The sequence below is a fragment of the Streptomyces sp. NPDC037013 genome (genome assembly GCF_055607265.1).
On sequence record NZ_JBVJRV010000003.1, the window covers coordinates 583,884 to 600,532 of the forward strand.

Genomic DNA, 16,649 nt, shown 5'->3' on the forward strand with positions numbered 1-16,649 from the left:
CGCCCGTCCGACACCCGCCGGGCCCGCGTCGGCCCGTCGGCCCCGGCGTGGCAGGGGCCCGGTCATCCGGCCGGGCCCTGCTGCGTCAGGATGTCGTGAACACATAAGGATTTCGGAGGGGAACCCCCATGAGCTACCACCAGCCGGGCCCGTACGGCGGGCAGCCGCCCCAGCAGCCCGGCCCGTACGGCCAGCCGCCGCAGCAGCCCGGGCCGTACGGCCAGCCGCAGCAGCCCCAGCCCGGCTACGGCTACCCCCAGCAGGCTCCCCCGCCGCCGCCCCAGCCCCAGCCCGGTTACGGCTATCCGCAGCAGGGCGGCTACGGCCAGCCCCAGCAGCCGGGCCCCTACGGGCAGGTCCCCCCACAGGCCCCTTACGGCTATGGCCAGGTCCCGCCCCCGCCCCCGGGCGGCGGCAAGAAGAAGACCGGTCTCATCGTCGCCGCCGTCGCCGTGGTCGCCGCGGCCGCGGTCGGCGGTTACTTCGTCTTCGCGGGCGACGACGACAAGGGCGGCGGCAAGCACGGCGGTTCCTCGACCGTCGCGGACGCCGGCATCAAGAACGACGGCCCGCACAAGCTGACCACGCCCGCCACGATCCTCGGCGATTACGAGAAGGACGACGACGAGCGCAACGGCTTCAACTCCAGCGACCTGGCCGCCGCCGAGAAGGCGGGCGTGAAGGACCCCCAGGACGTCGACGCCGCCTACAAGTCGGGCGACGAGAGCAATCCCCTGGCGCAGAAGGTCATCCAGTTCATGGGTGTCTACGGCGACGTCAAGGACCCCGAGGGCGCCGTCGACGCCATGTTCGCCAAGCTGAAGAAGGACTCGCAGAAACCCGGCGCGCAGACCGGCGAACTGGTCGGCGCCCCCAAGGACTTCGGCACCGGCTCCGCCGCCCTCAAGTGCCAGGAATCCGTGATCAAGAACGACAGCGCGGGCGGCTCGGCGTCGGGCCCCAAGGAGATCCGCATGCCGGTCTGCATCTGGGGCGACCACAGCACCCTCGCCGTCGTGGTCCCCCTGGAGGTCGCGAACGCCATGGCGGGCAAGGTCTCGCTCGACGATGCCTCGGCGACCACGCTCAAGGTCCGCAAGGAAGTCCGCGTGAAGGCCTGACGGCCCGACACCCGGCGGAAGCCGGCGAGGTCACGCCGAAGGGGCGCCCAGCGATCACTCGCGGGGCGCCCCTTCGGCGTACTGCGCGGAGTGCCCGCGTGCCCTTCGGCTACGCGGACTTCGCCTCACCGGCGCCGGGGCCGCGCGCGTCGCGCGGGACCAGGGTCGGGTTCACGTTCGAGCGGACGACGTCCGCCGTGATGACGACGCGGGCGACGTCCTTGCGGGACGGCACCTCGTACATCACCGACTGGAGGACCTCCTCCATGATGGCGCGCAGGCCGCGCGCGCCGGTCTGGCGGAGGATCGCCTGGTCCGCGATGGCCTCCAGGGCCTCGCGCTCGAAGTCCAGCTCCACGCCGTCGAGTTCGAACAGGCGCTGGTACTGCTTCACCAGGGCGTTGCGCGGCTCGACCAGGATCTGGAGCAGGGCCTCGCGGTCGAGGTTGTGGACCGAGGTGATCACGGGGAGGCGGCCGATGAACTCGGGGATCATCCCGAACTTCACCAGGTCCTCCGGCATGATGTCCTCGAACTGGTCCTTCTCCTCCATCTCGCGCTTGGAGCGGATGGTGGCGCCGAAGCCGATGCCCTTGGCGCCCGCCCGCGACTCGATGATCTTCTCGAGGCCGGCGAAGGCGCCGCCCACGATGAAGAGCACGTTCGTCGTGTCGATCTGGATGAATTCCTGGTGCGGGTGCTTGCGGCCGCCCTGCGGCGGGACGGAGGCGGTGGTGCCCTCCAGGATCTTCAGCAGGGCCTGCTGGACGCCTTCGCCCGAGACATCGCGGGTGATCGACGGGTTCTCGCTCTTGCGGGCGACCTTGTCGATCTCGTCGATGTAGATGATCCCGGTCTCGGCCTTCTTGACGTCGTAGTCGGCCGCCTGGATCAGCTTGAGCAGGATGTTCTCGACGTCCTCGCCGACATAGCCCGCCTCCGTGAGCGCCGTCGCGTCCGCGATGGCGAACGGGACGTTCAGCATGCGGGCGAGCGTCTGCGCCAGGAGCGTCTTGCCGGATCCCGTCGGACCGAGCAGCAGGATGTTGGACTTCGCGAGTTCGATCGCGTCGTCGCGGCCCTGCGCGCCGCCGTTCTCTCCCGCCTGGACCCGCTTGTAGTGGTTGTACACCGCTACCGAGAGGGCCTTCTTCGCGGGCTCCTGGCCCACGACGTAGCCCTCAAGGAATTCGTAGATCTCGCGAGGCTTGGGCAGTTCCTCCCAGCGGACCTCGCTCGTCTCCGCGAGCTCTTCCTCGATGATCTCGTTACAGAGGTCGATGCACTCATCGCAGATGTACACACCGGGGCCTGCGATGAGCTTCTTGACCTGCTTCTGACTCTTTCCGCAGAACGAGCACTTGAGCAGATCGCCGCCGTCACCGATGCGTGCCACGAGGTGCTTCCCCTTCGCCTGGGAGACGCCACGTTCAGCGGCTCCTGGTGCCTCATATCCGACGGTACCTTGCCGGGCCCCCCGTTCGGGCCCCCCTTGGCACGGTTCACTTCGACGCGCGTCGTGCGCAAACCGTGCCAAGGAGCGGCAGATGCTACAGCTCTGGGTCAGACGACCGAGGCGTTGTTCATCTTCCGGGTGGAGATGATCTGGTCGACCAGGCCGTACGAGAGCGCGTCCTCGGCCGTGAGGATCTTGTCGCGCTCGATGTCCTCGCGGATCTTCTCGATCGGCGTCGTGGAGTGCTTGGCCAGCATCTCCTCCAGCTGCGAACGCATCCGGAGGATTTCGTTGGCGGCGATCTCCAGGTCGGAGACCTGACCGCGGCCCGTCTCGCTGTAGGGCTGGTGGATCAGGATGCGGGCGTTCGGCAGAGCCATGCGCTTGCCCGGCGTGCCGGCCGCGAGGAGCACGGCGGCGGCCGAGGCGGCCTGGCCCATGCAGACGGTCTGCACGTCCGGCTTGACGAACTGCATCGTGTCGTAGATGGCCGTGAGGGCCGTGAACGAGCCGCCCGGGCTGTTGATGTAGATGGAGATGTCGCGGTCCGGGTCCATCGACTCCAGGCACAGGAGCTGCGCCATGACGTCGTTGGCGGAGGCGTCGTCGATCTGCACGCCGAGGAAGATCACGCGCTCCTCGAAGAGCTTCGCGTACGGGTCGTACTCGCGCACGCCCTGCGAGGTGCGCTCGACGAAGCGCGGGATCACGTAACGGGACTCGGCGGTGGCGCCGGTGAACTCGGCCTGGCCGCTCTCGGCCTGAGCGCGCCCGAGGAGGCCGCTGCCGGGGTAGTTGTTCATCTCTGCTTCTCCTGAGAAGGGCGGGGCTTAGGTGTCGGCTGCGGGGCGCTGAGCAAAGGGGCTCAGGCTCCGGTGCCGCCCCCGCCCGGCATACCGGCGGCGCTGGACATGATGTCGTCGATGAGGCCGTACTCCTTGGCCTCCTGCGGGTCGAACCAGCGGTCGCGGTCCGAGTCGCGCGTGACCTGCTCGACGCTCTGGCCGGTGTGGAAGGCCGTGAGCTCGGCCATCTTCTTCTTGGTGAGAAGGAGACGCTCGGCGTGGATCTTGATGTCCGAGGCGGAGCCGGCGAGACCCGCGGACGGCTGGTGGATCAGGATCTCGGCGTTCGGCAGCGCGAAGCGCTTGCCGGGCGTGCCGGCGCTGAGCAGGAACTGGCCCATGGAGGCCGCCATGCCCATCGCGATCGTCACCACGTCGTTCTTGATGTACTGCATGGTGTCGTAGATCGCCATGCCGGCCGTGATCGAGCCGCCGGGGCTGTTGATGTAGAGGTAGATGTCCTTGTCCGGGTCGGAGGCAAGGAGCAGCAGCTGCGCGGTGATCTTGTTGGCAATGTCGTCGTCGACCGGCTGGCCGAGGAAGATGATCCGCTCGCCGAGCAGCCGGTTGTAGACCTGGTCGCCGAGGCCACCACCGATGGAGGGGTCGCCGGCGGCGGAGGGCATCAGATTCGTCACGTATCCACCTGCTCGTCTTACGACGGCGCCGGGCCGTCTCACGTCTTCAGCTGGGGCGCGGGGACCCGCGTGCACGCCGCTCCGGGGCGGCGTCGGGGACTCCCCTGCCCTCGTATTCATGGACCCTAACGCTCAGCCCCGTCCGGGGAATCCCGCAAAGGTGACTGTTCGCTGTGAGCGCAGGTTCTGGCGGGGCACCTCGAGTGGTGCCGGTCGTGCCCCGTCAGGGGCGCGGGGAACGGCGCGAGCAACCCCCGCCGGGCCGCAGGCGCGTCTGCCCGCGGCAGGACCCATGGCGGGTGCGGCTTGGACGTGGTTGCTCGCGCAGTTCCCCGCGCCCCTAAAAGCGCACGGGCCCCGCGCCTGAAAGCAACCGGGCCCCCGGGACCGTGAAGTCCCGGGGGCCCCGGTGTACGTTCAGCCGAGCGCAGCGGTCACGCCTCGGTCTTCTCCTCGGCGGCCTCTTCCGAGGAAGCCTCGACGGTCTCGGCCGTCTCGTCCTCGTCGTCGTCCAGGTCGACGATCTCGCCGTTCGTGTCCTTGACCGTGGCGGCCTCGACGACGACCGCGAGGGCCTTGCCGCGGGCGACCTCGCCGACCAGCATCGGGACCTGGCCGCCCTCGACGACGGCCTGGGCGAACTGGTCGGGGGACATGCCGGAGGACTGCGCGCGACGCATGAGGTGCTCGGTGAGCTCCTCCTGGTTCACGTTCAGCTTCTCCTTGTTGACGAGCTCGTCGAGGACGAACTGCGTCTTGATGCCCTTCTCGGCCTGCTCCTTGGTCTCGGCGTCGAACTCCTCGCGGGACTTGCCCTGGATCTCCAGGTACTTGTCCAGGTCGAGGCCCATCTGGCCGAGCTGGTGGTGCTCCAGGTTGTGCGTGCGGGTCTGGATCTCGTCCGCGAGGAGCTTCTCGGGGACGGGGACCTCGACCAGCTCGAGCAGCTTCTCCAGGACGCGCTCCTGGGCCTGCGTGGCCTGGTCGTACTGCTTCATGTTCTCGAGGCGCTTGCGGCTGTCGGCCTTCAGCTCGTCGAGGGTGTCGAACTCGGAGGCCAGCTGCGCGAAGTCGTCGTCGAGCTCCGGCAGTTCGCGCTTGGCGACCTGGGTGACCTTGACGGTGACCTCGGACTCCTTGCCGGCCGCCGAGCCGCCCTTGAGCTCGGAGGTGAAGGTGGCCTCGCCACCGGCCTCCAGGCCCTTGACGGCCTCGTCGATGCCTTCGAGGAGCTCGCCGGAGCCGATCGTGTAGGAGACGCCGGACGCGACGCCGTCCTCCAGGACCTCGCCCTCGACCTTGGCCTCCAGGTCGATCGTCACGACGTCGCCGTCCTCGGCGGCACGCTCGACCGGGGACGTGGAGGCGAAGCGCTCGCGCAGCTCCTCGACGGCCTTGTCGACGTCCTCGTCGCTGACCTCGACCGCGTCGACCTCGACCTCGATGCCGGAGTAGTCCGGGATCTCGATCGCGGGACGGATGTCGACCTCGGCGGTGAAGTTGAGGGTCTCGTTGTCCTTCAGCTCGGTGATGTCCACCTCGGGCTGGCCCAGGACGTTGAGCTCGGCCTCGTTCACGGCCTCGGTGTAGAACTTCGGGAGCGCGTCGTTGACGGCCTCTTCGAGGACGGCGCCGCGGCCGAACCGCTGGTCGATGACACGGGCCGGGATCTTGCCCTTGCGGAAGCCCTTCACCGTGACCTGCTGGTTGATCTTCTTGTAGGCCGCGTCGAGGCTGTCCTTGAGCTCCTCGAAGGGCACCTCAACAGTGAGCCGAACCCGGGTCGGGTTCAGGGTCTCCACGGCGCTCTTCACGGTTCGGTCTCCTTGGGGCTGACTTCTTGGGATTCTGCCCGGCTCAGAGACACACGGGCACACAGCTTGCATAGTAACGGCAAGCAGGAGCCGAGCCACAATGCGATCTTGGATGTGGTCTCACGGACGATCCCGTGGTCGGGGTGGCGGGATTTGAACCCACGGCCTTCCGCTCCCAAAGCGGACGCGCTACCAAGCTGCGCCACACCCCGTCGGTGCGACACGTAGGGTACATGCCCGCAGGCAGTGCGGCCCCCCGTTGAACGGGGGCATCTGAGGGGGACGTGCGGCGAGCGCCGCGGACCCGCTACGATGCCTGTCGTGCCGCGGCTTCCGCGTCGTGGCGCGTTCTGTGCGGGCGTAGCTCAATGGTAGAGCCCTAGTCTTCCAAACTAGCTACGCGGGTTCGATTCCCGTCGCCCGCTCTGCAGGCCGAAGGCCCGGTGAGAGGTGGATTCCTCTCACCGGGCCTTCGTCGTGTCCGGACCGGGGGCGGGCAGGCCTCGCGCAGGGGTTCATAACGGGTTCTTTCAGCGCCGCTTAGTACGCCCTCAGGGAGGGATCGGGCCGGATGCGGGCGGGCCCGCGGGCGTGCGGGCCGGGCACCGGGTGTCAGTGCGCCGCTCAGCCGGGGTGCCCTTTTGACCGGCTAGGGCAGTTCTGGCCCATCTGCTGCATTGCCGACAAATACCCCCCTTGTGAGGCCCGGAGCGCGGGCCGGACGATCGGTGCCCTTCACCCGACTTCACGGAGGTTGAGATGGCCGACCGACTCGCTCTGGGCCCGGATGCCGCACGGCAGCTGGCGACCGCCACCAAGACCGTCCCGCAGATGCGCGGGATCACCCCCAGGTACCTGCTGCGGGCGCTGCCCTGGGTCGACGTGGACTCCGGCGTCTACCGCGTCAACCGCCGCCGCACCTACGTGCTCGGCGACGACCGCGTCACCACGTACGACGAGAACGGCACGGCGCGCGTGGTGCCCGGCGACTTACGCGAGGTGCCCTATCTGTGCGACGCCGACGACGACGCCCTCGCCGAACTCGCCGGCGCCTTCACCGAGGTCACCTTCGAGCCCGGCCAGGTGCTGGCCCAGGAGGGCGACCCGGCCGAGCGGCTGTGGGTGCTCGTGCGGGGGCGGGCGGAGAAGCGGGTGACGGGGCGGTACGGCGAGGACGCGCTGCTCGACGTGGTCGGCGACGGGCAGTTCTTCGACCTCGGGGCGTGGACGCGGGAGGAGCCGATGCCCTACCGCGTGCAGGCCCTGACCCGCGGCACGGCGCTGGTGGCCGACCGGGCCGCGCTCACCGCCCTCGCCGGGCGCGACGAGGGGCTGCGCACGGCGATGGACGCCTACGCCGCCGACGACGGGTCGCTGCCGGGCGGCGAGGTGCCGGTGGACCTCGCGTCGGGGCACGTGGGCGAGCCGGACCTGCCGGGGACGTTCGTCGACTACGAGGACGCGCCCCGGGAGTACCACATGACCCTCGCCCAGACCGTGCTGCGCGTGCACACCCGGGTGGCCGACCTCTACAACGGGCCGATCGACCAGACCCGGGCGCAGGCCAACCTGACCGTCGCGGCGCTGCGGGAGCGGCAGGAGGCCTCGCTCCTGAACCACCCGGAGTTCGGTCTCTTCAACAGCGTCTCCGCCGGGCAGCGCGTACGGGCGCGCACCGGGGCACCCACCCCCGACGACCTCGACGAGCTCCTGGCGAAGGTGTGGAAGCAGCCGGGCTACTTCGTCGCGCACCCCAGGGCGATCGCCGCGTTCGGGCGGGAGTGCACGCGGCGGGGCGTGCCCCCGGTGACGGACATCCGGTTCGGCAGTCCGCTGCTGACCTGGCGCGGGGTGCCGCTGCTCCCCTCCGACAAGGTGCGGTTCAGCAACGGCTCGGGCGCCGACGCCGGCACCACCGAGATCCTGCTGATGCGGATGGGCGAGGCCGAGCAGGGCGTGGTGGGGCTGCGGCCCGGCGAGGTGCCGGACGAGGTCGAACCCGGTCTGTCCATGCGGAACATGGGCGTCGACAACAAGGGCATCACCTCGTATCTGATGACGGCGTACTTCAACACGGCAGTGCTCGTGGAGGACGCCATCGCCGTCCTCCAGAACGTCGAGGTGGGCACGTACCATGACTATTCCTGACATCGCGGGCACCGCCCCGCGGGTCGTGGAGCCGGCCGCCTCGCCCGGCGCTTTCTCCGCCGAGACCGTCGAGACCGTCCGCCAGGACTTCCCGATCCTGCACCGCACGGTGAACGGCCATCCGCTGGCCTGGCTCGACAACGCCGCCACCACCCAGAAGCCGCGCCAGGTCATCGAGGCCCTGACCGCGTACTACACCTCCGCCAACTCCAACATCCACCGCGGCGCGCACACCATGGCCCGGGAGGCGACGGAGCTGTACGAGGCGGGGCGCGCCGCCGTCGCCTCGTTCCTGGGGGCCCAGTCACCGGAGACCGTGGTGTTCACGCGCGGCACCACCGAGGCGATCAACCTGGTCGCCCAGACCTGGGGGCGGACCCACCTCGGTCCCGGGGACGACATCCTCGTACCCGTACTCGAACACCACTCGGACATCGTCCCGTGGCAGCTGATCGCGCGGGAGACGCGGGCGCGGGTGGTCCCCGTCCCGCTGGACGCCGACGGGCAGATCGACCGGGACGCCTACGCGGACCTGCTCTCCTACCGCACCCGGCTGGTCGCGATCAGCCACGCCTCGAACGTGCTCGGCACCGTGCCGCCGGTCCGTGAGATGGCGGCGCTCGCCCACCGCTACGACGCGAAGGTGCTGGTGGACGGCGCGCAGGCGGTGGCGCACCTGCCGGTCGACGTGGAAGGGCTCGGCGCGGACTTCTACGTCTTCTCCGGGCACAAGCTGTTCGCGCCCACGGGGATCGGCGCGCTGTACGCGAAGCCGGAGATCATGGCGGCGATGAAGCCGTGGCAGGGCGGCGGCAACATGATCGAGTCCGTCTCCTTCGCGCGGACGACGTTCGCCGCGGCGCCGCACCTCCTGGAGGCGGGCACCGGACACATCTCCGGCGTGGTCGGCCTGCTGGCCGCGGTGAACTGGCTGTCCCGCTTCGACCGGGACGCCATCGCCTCGTACGAGAACGCGCTCATGGAGTACGCGCGGCAGGCCATGGCCGCCGTGCCGGGGCTCTCGCTGCTGGGCTCGGCCCCGGAGCGCATCGCGGTGCTGACCTTCACGCTCGCGGGCCACGATCCGGCGGCGGTCGCCGAGCGGCTGGACCGTGACGGCATCGCGGTCCGGGCCGGCCATCACTGCGCGCAGCCCGCGCTCGCGCACTACGGCCTGGACTCCGCGGCGCGGGCGTCACTGGCGCTCTACAACACGTACGAGGAGGTGGACCGGCTGGTGGCGACGTTGCGGGGGCTGCAAGGGGTCACTTGAGCCGCTGCCGTTCCCGCCGTCCCGGCCCGCCCCGGTCTCCCGCCGGGGCGGGCCGGGGCGTCTCAGAAGCTGATCGAGTTGATGGTCTCCGCCAGTTGGTTCAGGAAGCGGTTTATGGAGGGCGCCATGCCGGTCGAGGCGAGGAAGAAGCCGAAGAGCACCGCGACGATCGCGGGGCCCGCCTTGAGCGATCCCCCGCGGATCAGCACCACAAGGATGATCGCCAACAGCAGTACCACTGACAGCGAAATGGCCACACTGATCACACCCTAGGTCGGTCGCTCTCCCGGCCCGGGGGGTACGACCCCGCACACCCCCGCCAGGGACCATCGTGCCACCAACAAGCCACCTCTATGCGGCCGGTGACACATCGTCGGCCGCCGCCGCGCGGGGCCGGCGACGGCGCCCGCCCTAGGGGCGCATGAACGCCGCACCCTCGCACGGGAATTCGATGGCCGGGACGCGGCGGGAATTCGGCCCGATCGTTGCCATCGCCACACACGGCGTTCGCAGGAAATTCGAATTGTCGCCAGAGGCACATCACAGGCGCGTAACCCCGCCGAACTCCCCGACCAACCGGACATTCCGCCGGAGTCGCCCGCGGGCGTTATGCACCATTTAAACCGGATGAGTTGCGACGTAACGGACAGAAAGTGCCCGGATCTTCCCCTCGCGGCCACGTCGAAACGGACGATTCCCGGGTAGCCGGTACCCATTAAGCGGGATTCATCGACTGGATTGACAGAGATTGAGTTGACGAAAGTGACGAGGGTTTTACGAAAGCGGCGGGGCGACGCTAGGGTGCCTCAGATGTTCCACGCTGCCACCACCCCCAGAGGCGCAGTGCGGTCCCGGATCGTCTCACCGAGCTCTTGGTGGGAGGGCCTGTGACCAACTCGGTGCACCCGCACGGACGCCACCGGGCGCCGCTCCCCCCGGCCCAGGTGCCGGCGGCCGGAGTCCCGACTCCCCGCGCCCACCACCCGACCCCGCAGGCCGCCACGGTCCCCCCCACCCCGAGCGGCCACAGCACGGCCCAGAGCGGATCGAAGCCCGCCAAGCAGCGCGACGCGTTCTTCGACAACGCCAAGTACCTGGCGATCGTCCTCGTGGCGATGGCCCACGCATGGGAACCCCTGACGGATCACAGCCGCGCCGCCGAGGCGCTGTACATGACCGTCTACACCTTCCACATGCCGGCGTTCATCGTGATCTCCGGCTACTTCTCGCGCAGTTTCGACATGCGGCCCGACCGCCTCAAGCGGCTGGTCACCGGCGTCGCCGTGCCCTACGTCATCTTCGAGGTGGCGTACTCCCTCTTCAAGCGCTGGGCGGACGACGATCCGGGCCACCCCATCAGCCTGCTCGACCCCTGGTACCTCACCTGGTTCCTGGTGGCGCTCTTCGTGTGGCGGCTCACCGTGCCGCTGTGGAAGATCGTGCGCTGGCCGGTGCCGCTCGCACTGGCCATCGCGATGCTCGCCGTGATCTCACCCGACATCGGCGACGACCTCGATCTGCAGCGCGTCCTGCAGTTCATGCCGTTCTTCGTGCTGGGCCTCTTCCTGAAGCCCGAGCACTTCCAGCTGGTGCGCCGCCGTGAGGTGCGGCTGCTCTCGGTGCCGGTCTTCGCGGGCGCGGTCCTGCTCGCCTACTGGGCGGCGCCCCGGATGACCTCCGTCTGGTTCTACCGCCGGGACAGCGCCCAGGAGTTGGGCGTGCCGTGGTGGGTCGGCATCGTGATGACGATGGCGCTCTTCGGCTGTTCCGTGGTCCTCACCGCGTGCTTCTTCGCGTGGGTGCCGCGCCGCAAGATGTGGTTCACGATCCTCGGCGCGGGCACGCTGTACGGCTACCTGCTGCACGGATTCCTCGCCAAGGGCTCGCGTTTCTGGGGCTGGTTCGAGGATTACGAGTGGCTGCACAAGCCGGCCGGCGAGATCTTCGTGACGGCGGTCGCCGCGACCGTGGTGACGCTGCTGTGCACGCCTCCGGTGCAGCGCGTCTTCCGTTTCGCGATGGAGCCCAGGATGGAGTGGGCGTTCAAGCGGGACGCGGCGGCGCTGGCCCGGGAGCGGACCGGCGCGAGGACCACGTAGCGGGACGGTTCCTCGGCGGGACGGTCACAGTCCCAACAGGGCGCGCATGGCGGCGTACTTCGCCGTCAGGCGCGCCCTCGTCGTTTCGTCGAGGACGGCGAGGCGGGCGGGGTCCGCGTTGTGCGCCAGGTCCGCCTCCTTCACCAGGCGGGCGCCGTCGGTGGCGAGGATCCGTTCGGCGTACGCCTGCGGGGGCTCGCCCGCGCGCTTGGTGAGCGCCAGGACGATGGCCTTGGTACGGGCCGTCAGCGGGGCCTCGCGCAGCCACCGCTCCGAGAGGGCGTCGTCCTCCACCGCGTCGTGCAGCCAGGCCGCGGCGATCTGGTCGGCGTCGCCGCCGCGCGCCTCGACCCCTTCGGCGACGGCCCGCAGGTGTTCCGCGTAGGGCCGCCCCGCCTTGTCGGTCTGGCCGGCGTGGGCCTCGCGGGCCAGGGCCGCCACCTCGGGCAGCGTCAGCGGCAGAGGTGGCGGCTCGCGGTCCTGGCCTGCGGTGGTCATGGCGCCGACTTTAGCGCCGCCCGCGCCGGCAGCGTGGTGGCCGCCAGGCCGAGCACCAGGACGGCGCCCACGAACGAGCCGTACACCAGCGGCGGCACGTACGGGGCCTCGCCGGTCAGGCCCTTCATCATCGGGACGAGCGTGGCCAGCGCGATGGCCGTGCCGATGACGATGCCCGCGCACGTCACGAGCAGCGCCTCCCAGCGGACCATCCGCATCACCTGGCGGCGGGTGGAGCCGATCAGGCGGAGCGTGCCGAGTTCGCGGCGGCGGTCCAGGACCGTCATCACCAGGGTGTTGACCGCGGCCACGGCCGCGAAGCCGCCGAGGACGGCCGCCATCGTGGTGTTGGCCCAGGCGTTGAGCGCGCGGTCCATGGACTGGGCCCGCGCGTAGGCGTCACGGTCCTTGAGGGTGCCGAGCCCCGCGAGGGACTCCGGGGAACCGCCCTTCGTCCAGATCTCGGTGGCGAAGGACGAGGTGACGTGCTCCTTCAGGTCGGCCGCCGGCATGGTCGCCTGGGACAGGCCGAGCCCCCTGCCGTACGTCGCCACGACCTTCGGCGACGCCTTGGTGCCGTCGGGCAGCCGGACGTCGATGCGGTCGCCGGTGCTCACGTGCGCGGAGTCGGCGAGGCGGGTGTCGATCGCGATCTCGCCCCTGCCGAGCGCGAGGGCGCCCTTCTCGACCTTCAGGTCCTGGACCTTTGCGAGGTCGGCGGCGGAGCCGGTGACGCCCTGCGCCGACGCCGACTCCAGCCAGCGGTCGCCGCCCGAGCCGACGGGGACGAGGAGGGAGGTCTTGAGGAGGCCGACGGCCGCGGTGACGCCGTCGGCGCGGGCGGCCCCCGCCACCTCGCCGGGTGCGAGGCCCTGCTCGCGGCTGATGATGTGGTCCGCGGTGATGCCGGCCCGCTGCTGGTCGGCGGCGACCCGGTCCTCGCTGGTGTGCATGAAGACGAGGACGCTGGAGAAGGCCATGGCGAGCACGATCGGGGTGATGGCGGAGGCCAGCCTGCGGGCGTTCGTACGGGAGTTGGCGGCGGCGAGCGACGCGGCGGCGCCGGCGCCGCGCAGCGGAAGACCGAAGAGGGCGGCGCAGCCGCGGGCCACCAGCGGGCCGAGCAGGGCGACGGCGAGCATGAAGAGCATGACGACGCCGAGTGCCGCGTTCGCCGCGTCCTCACCGGTGTTGCTCGCGGCGAAACCGGTGAAGACGGCGCCGCCGGCCGCGGCCGCGATGCCGAGCGGGGTGCGGATCCAGCCGATCGGCGCCCGCTCCACCGAGGCCTCGCTCAGCGCCTGGCCGGGCTTGATGCGGGAGGGGCGGCGGGCGGCGAGGTAGCCGGCGCCGAGCGCCGTGAGGACGGCGACGCCGATGGCGGAGACGAGCGGGATGAAGGAGACCGACAGGTCCACGGCCTGCGGGACCGCGCCCTTCTCCTTGAGCTGCCCGAACCACCAGCTGGCCAGGGCGAGTCCGGGCAGGACGCCGACGGCCCCCGCGAAGGGCGCCACGAGCAGGGTCTCGGTGGCGATGGTGCGGCGGATCTGGCGCGGGGTGGTGCCGATGGCGCGCAGCAGCGCGTACTCGCGGGCCCGCTGCCCGACCGAGAGGGCGACGGTGCCGGCCGCGGTGAAGACGGCGGTCAGGGCGGCGATGCCGCCGAAGGAACCGCCGAGACCGGTCAGCAGCTCTTTGGCGTAGGCGAGTTCGGAGCCTTCGGCGGCGCTGCGGTCGTCGCCGGTGTGGACGTCGGCCTTGTCGCCGAGCGCCTTGGCGACCCGCTCCTTGAGGGTGCCGGCCGGGACGCCCGCCTCGGGCAGGACGGCGATGGCGTCGACGCGTCCGGGGTGGCCGGAGACGCGGACGGCCTCGGAGTCGGCCAACCAGGCGGTGGGCGCGGCGCCTTCGGCCCGTACGGTGCCGGAGATCCGGTACTTGCGGGGGCCGTCGGCCGTGGTGAGCGTGGTGTGTTCGCCGACGGCGGCGCCGGGGGCGGCGAGGACGACCTCGCCGGGGTGCGGGGCACGGCCCGCGGTGAGCTTCTCGCCGGTGAAGGCGGTCGATCCCCACCCGTGCGCGGTGACGTCCCGGTCGCCGGAGCGGACGGGGAAGGTGACGTCGCCGATCGCGGCACGCGCGCCGGGCACCGCACCGGCCCTGGCGACCAGGGAATCGTCGACGCGCGCCCGGTCGGGCAGCGGGGTGGCCTCCTCGGACCGGCTGTCGCCGCTGCCCGTCACCATGTGCGCCGACTGGTCGGCGGCGGCCACCACGGGGGCGCCCGCGTACCGGGTGGTCGGCACGGAGGCGCGCAGCCCCGTCTCCAGGAGGGCGCCGCAGGCGGTCACGATGAGGGACGCCATCATCAGGGCGACGAACGTGCCGACGAAGGCTGCCGGTTTGAAGCGGACGGCGGCGCGGGCGAGGCCGTTGGGCACGTACGCCATTACGCGGCCACCCCCGCGTACGCCGGGGCGGTCAGGCTCGTCATGCGGGCCGCGATCTGCGCGGCCGAGGCGCGCTCCAGGCAGTCGACGATGGAGCCGTCGGCGAGGAAGAGGACCCGGTCCGCGTAGGCCGCGGCGGCCGGGTCGTGGGTGACCATGACGACGGTGGCACCGTGGGGACGCCCGCCCTCGTGCCGGGCCGGCACGGAGGGCGTGTCGACGGCGGAGCGCAGCAGGCCGAGGATCTCGGTGGCGGTGGTGGTGTCCAGGGCGCCGGTCGGCTCGTCGGCGAAGATCACGTCGGGCTCGGTGACCAGGGCGCGGGCGATGGCCACACGCTGCTGCTGGCCGCCGGAGAGCTGGCCGGGGCGGCGGCGCGCCTTGTCGCCGAGGCCGACGCGGGTGAGCATCTCGGCGGCCCTGCGGCGGTCGGGGCGGTGGCCCGCGAGGCGCATCGGCAGGACGACGTTCTGTTCGACGGTCAGCGAGGGCAGCAGGTTGAAGGCCTGGAAGACGAAGCCGAGGCGGGTGCGGCGCAGCTCGGTGAGCTTGTTCTCGCTCATGCCGGTGATCTCGGTGCCGCCGAGGCGGACGGTGCCTGCGGTCGGCCGGTCCAGTCCGGCCGCGCACTGCAGGAAGGTGGACTTGCCCGACCCGGAGGGCCCCATGACGGCGGTGAAGCTGCCGCGGGGCAGGGCGAGGTCGATGCCGGCGAGGGCGTGGACGGCGCCGGAGCCGCGGCCGTACTGGCGGCGCACCCCGCGGAGCTCGACGGCCCAGTCGCCGGGCAGGGCGCTCGGCATCGGAGGCACGGCCGCCCCCTTGCCGCCCTCTTCGGCCCGCTTCTTCCGTCGCAGCCCCATGGCTGTGCCCGCCTTCCGTTCATACGTCGTTGTCGATGGTTCGAACGTACGGATCAGGGGGTGCCGTGAACCATGAGGACGGCTGGCGAACCAGGGGTGGGGTTAACCCCAGTTGAGGCATTCACCCCACGGGCCTGTGACTTTTTGCTTACGGTTGAACACGGACCGGATTCAACCCTCCGTGGCGTTGGAGGCATACGTGACCCAGCCCCGCGCGCTCGACGCGAGCGCCTCACCACTCGACTACTACGGCGCCGAGCTGCGCCGCCTGAGGGAAGCCGCCGGGCTGAGCCAGGGACAGTTGGGCGACTGCATCTTCTGTACGGGGTCCCTGGTGGGCCAGATCGAGACGACGAAGAGGGTGCCGACGCGGGACTTCTCCGAGCGGGTGGACGCGGCGCTGGGGACGGAGGGCCAGCTGTCGCGCCTCGTGGGCCTCGTCCTGCGCAGCCAGCTGCCGAGCTGGTTCCAGGCGTACACGGAGATGGAGGCGCGGGCCTCGTACATCTCCACGTTCCAGGCGCAGTTGGTGGACGGCTTGTTGCAGACGGAGGCGTACGCGCGTGAAGTGCTCGGCGTGCTGACCGACGACAACCTCGACGCCCGGGTCGAGGCCCGCATGGACCGGCAGCGCGTTCTGAAGCGGGAGAATCCACCGCTGTCGTGGGCGGTATTCAGTGAGGCGGTGCTGCATCAGGAGGTCGGCGGCCGCGAGGTCATGCGGGAACAGCTGGCGCACCTGCTGAAGTACCGGGACAGCCAGTGGGTGAACCTCCAGATCTTGCCGTTCACGGCGGGCCAACACGCGGGCTTGATGGGCACGTTCTACACGCTGCGCTTCGAGGACGACCCCGACCTCATCTACACCGAGGACTTCGTGCAGGGGCACATGACGGCTCATCCCGAGAAGGTCAAGGAGAGTTCCCTTCGTTACGCTCGCTTGCAGGCATCCGCCCTGTCCGTTGAGGACTCGGCGGCACTGATCGCGCGCGTGATGGAGGAACGGTATGGGGACCAACCAGCTTCTGACGGGTGCGACATGGCGTAAGTCGAGTTACAGCGGCGACACCGGCGGCGCATGCGTCGAGTGCGCCCCGCTCGGCTCCGCGACCTGGCGCAAGTCATCACACAGCAGCGACACCGGCGGCGATTGCGTCGAGTGCGCCCCGCTCGGCTCGGCGGCCTGGCACAAGTCATCACACAGCAGCGACACGGGCGGTGAGTGCGTCGAGGTCGCCGACCTCAGCGCCCACGTAGCCGTGCGCGACTCCAAGGACCCCGAGGGCCCGGCGTTCACCGTCGCGCCGGGGGCCTTCGCCGCGTTCGTCACGGCGGCGGCGGAGGGCCGCGTCTGATCCTGGCGTGACCCAGGGCCCCGGCCGCCCACCCCGGCGCCCCGGGGCCCTGGGGTTCGGTCCGGCACGCCCTGTAGGTCGTTTGG

At 70.7% G+C, this 16,649-nt stretch carries 14 protein-coding genes and 2 tRNA genes; 7 read left to right on the top strand and 9 right to left on the bottom strand.

Translation table 11 applies throughout. From position 1 onward, the window contains the following. Window positions 1-128 precede the first annotated feature (128 nt). Window positions 129-1,121, top strand: coding sequence for a hypothetical protein (locus ACZ7DY_RS12505; protein ID WP_471133559.1), 993 nt, complete (start codon window positions 129-131; stop codon window positions 1,119-1,121). Window positions 1,122-1,230: 109 nt separating this feature from the next. Here the strand turns inward: ACZ7DY_RS12505 and clpX are convergent, their stop codons facing one another. From clpX to ACZ7DY_RS12530, 5 genes are all read right to left on the bottom strand, one after another. Then, window positions 1,231-2,517, bottom strand: coding sequence for an ATP-dependent Clp protease ATP-binding subunit ClpX (clpX, locus tag ACZ7DY_RS12510; RefSeq protein WP_471133562.1), 1,287 nt, complete (start codon window positions 2,515-2,517; stop codon window positions 1,231-1,233). Between the two features lie 167 nt (window positions 2,518-2,684). Further along, a complete protein-coding gene (locus tag ACZ7DY_RS12515) occupies window positions 2,685-3,380 on the bottom strand; it encodes an ATP-dependent Clp protease proteolytic subunit (RefSeq protein ID WP_471133564.1) in 696 nt (231 codons plus the stop codon). A 62-nt stretch (window positions 3,381-3,442) separates the two neighbouring features. After that, window positions 3,443-4,048: an ATP-dependent Clp protease proteolytic subunit gene (locus ACZ7DY_RS12520; RefSeq protein WP_471134538.1), complete on the bottom strand. Its 606-nt coding sequence runs from the start codon at window positions 4,046-4,048 to the stop codon at window positions 3,443-3,445. 446 nt (window positions 4,049-4,494) lie between these two features. Beyond that, the gene (gene tig, locus ACZ7DY_RS12525; RefSeq protein WP_471133567.1) at window positions 4,495-5,874 is read right to left on the bottom strand and encodes a trigger factor; all 1,380 of its coding nucleotides are present in this window, start codon (window positions 5,872-5,874) and stop codon (window positions 4,495-4,497) included. 135 nt (window positions 5,875-6,009) lie between these two features. Beyond that, window positions 6,010-6,086: transfer RNA gene (locus ACZ7DY_RS12530), tRNA-Pro, on the bottom strand. A gap of 142 nt (window positions 6,087-6,228) precedes the next feature. On the opposite strand from ACZ7DY_RS12530, the gene ACZ7DY_RS12535 reads away from it, so the two are divergent. The 3 genes from ACZ7DY_RS12535 to ACZ7DY_RS12545 all read left to right on the top strand — a co-directional run bounded on the left by ACZ7DY_RS12535 (window position 6,229) and on the right by ACZ7DY_RS12545 (window position 9,295). Beyond that, window positions 6,229-6,299 (top strand) — tRNA-Gly (locus tag ACZ7DY_RS12535). Between the two features lie 334 nt (window positions 6,300-6,633). Further along, a complete protein-coding gene (locus ACZ7DY_RS12540; protein WP_471133568.1) occupies window positions 6,634-8,022 on the top strand; it encodes a family 2B encapsulin nanocompartment shell protein in 1,389 nt (462 codons plus the stop codon). Then, window positions 8,009-9,295: a SufS family cysteine desulfurase gene (locus tag ACZ7DY_RS12545; RefSeq protein ID WP_471133571.1), complete on the top strand. Its 1,287-nt coding sequence runs from the start codon at window positions 8,009-8,011 to the stop codon at window positions 9,293-9,295. The genes ACZ7DY_RS12540 and ACZ7DY_RS12545 overlap by 14 nt, the downstream gene beginning before the upstream one ends. A 62-nt stretch (window positions 9,296-9,357) precedes the next feature. On the opposite strand, the gene ACZ7DY_RS12550 is transcribed toward ACZ7DY_RS12545, so the two are convergent. Beyond that, complete coding sequence (locus tag ACZ7DY_RS12550) at window positions 9,358-9,552, bottom strand: hypothetical protein (protein ID WP_030783273.1); 195 nt, start codon at window positions 9,550-9,552, stop codon at window positions 9,358-9,360. Window positions 9,553-10,182: 630 nt separating this feature from the next. Between ACZ7DY_RS12550 and ACZ7DY_RS12555 the strand changes: the two genes are divergently transcribed. Then, window positions 10,183-11,394, top strand: coding sequence for an acyltransferase family protein (locus tag ACZ7DY_RS12555; RefSeq protein WP_471133574.1), 1,212 nt, complete (start codon window positions 10,183-10,185; stop codon window positions 11,392-11,394). Between the two features lie 24 nt (window positions 11,395-11,418). Here ACZ7DY_RS12555 and ACZ7DY_RS12560 read toward each other — a convergent pair whose 3' ends face one another. The 3 genes from ACZ7DY_RS12560 to ACZ7DY_RS12570 are packed head-to-tail and all read right to left on the bottom strand — an operon-like array spanning window position 11,419 to window position 15,208. Next, window positions 11,419-11,892 carry an HD domain-containing protein gene (locus ACZ7DY_RS12560; RefSeq protein ID WP_471133576.1) on the bottom strand — a complete coding sequence of 158 codons (474 nt, stop codon included), beginning with the start codon at window positions 11,890-11,892 and terminating at the stop codon, window positions 11,419-11,421. Then, entirely contained in the window at window positions 11,889-14,345 is a 2,457-nt protein-coding gene (locus ACZ7DY_RS12565) for an FtsX-like permease family protein (protein ID WP_471133579.1), read from the bottom strand. Before ACZ7DY_RS12565 ends, ACZ7DY_RS12560 begins: the two co-directional genes overlap by 4 nt. Then, window positions 14,345-15,208: an ABC transporter ATP-binding protein gene (locus ACZ7DY_RS12570; RefSeq protein ID WP_471133582.1), complete on the bottom strand. Its 864-nt coding sequence runs from the start codon at window positions 15,206-15,208 to the stop codon at window positions 14,345-14,347. The genes ACZ7DY_RS12565 and ACZ7DY_RS12570 overlap by 1 nt, the downstream gene beginning before the upstream one ends. Before the next feature lie 199 nt (window positions 15,209-15,407). On the opposite strand from ACZ7DY_RS12570, the gene ACZ7DY_RS12575 reads away from it, so the two are divergent. Both ACZ7DY_RS12575 and ACZ7DY_RS12580 read left to right on the top strand, forming a co-directional pair. Continuing rightward, on the top strand, window positions 15,408-16,256 hold the full coding sequence (locus ACZ7DY_RS12575) for a helix-turn-helix domain-containing protein (RefSeq protein WP_471133584.1): 849 nt from the start codon (window positions 15,408-15,410) through the stop codon (window positions 16,254-16,256). Beyond that, entirely contained in the window at window positions 16,216-16,563 is a 348-nt protein-coding gene (locus ACZ7DY_RS12580; protein WP_471133587.1) for a DUF397 domain-containing protein, read from the top strand. The genes ACZ7DY_RS12575 and ACZ7DY_RS12580 overlap by 41 nt, the downstream gene beginning before the upstream one ends. Window positions 16,564-16,649: the final 86 nt, after the last annotated feature.

Bases quoted from the DNA above. Each gene is read 5' to 3' on its own strand.
- ACZ7DY_RS12515 (WP_471133564.1), bottom strand. From the start codon at position 3,380: ATGAACAACTACCCCGGCAGCGGCCTCCTCGGGCGCGCTCAGGCCGAG.
- ACZ7DY_RS12560 (WP_471133576.1), bottom strand. From the start codon at position 11,892: ATGACCACCGCAGGCCAGGACCGCGAGCCGCCACCTCTGCCGCTGACG.
- ACZ7DY_RS12565 (WP_471133579.1), bottom strand. From the start codon at position 14,345: ATGGCGTACGTGCCCAACGGCCTCGCCCGCGCCGCCGTCCGCTTCAAA.
- ACZ7DY_RS12540 (WP_471133568.1), top strand. From the start codon at position 6,634: ATGGCCGACCGACTCGCTCTGGGCCCGGATGCCGCACGGCAGCTGGCG.
- ACZ7DY_RS12570 (WP_471133582.1), bottom strand. From the start codon at position 15,208: ATGGGGCTGCGACGGAAGAAGCGGGCCGAAGAGGGCGGCAAGGGGGCG.
- ACZ7DY_RS12580 (WP_471133587.1), top strand. From the start codon at position 16,216: ATGGGGACCAACCAGCTTCTGACGGGTGCGACATGGCGTAAGTCGAGT.
- ACZ7DY_RS12545 (WP_471133571.1), top strand. From the start codon at position 8,009: ATGACTATTCCTGACATCGCGGGCACCGCCCCGCGGGTCGTGGAGCCG.
- ACZ7DY_RS12520 (WP_471134538.1), bottom strand. From the start codon at position 4,048: ATGCCCTCCGCCGCCGGCGACCCCTCCATCGGTGGTGGCCTCGGCGAC.
- ACZ7DY_RS12505 (WP_471133559.1), top strand. From the start codon at position 129: ATGAGCTACCACCAGCCGGGCCCGTACGGCGGGCAGCCGCCCCAGCAG.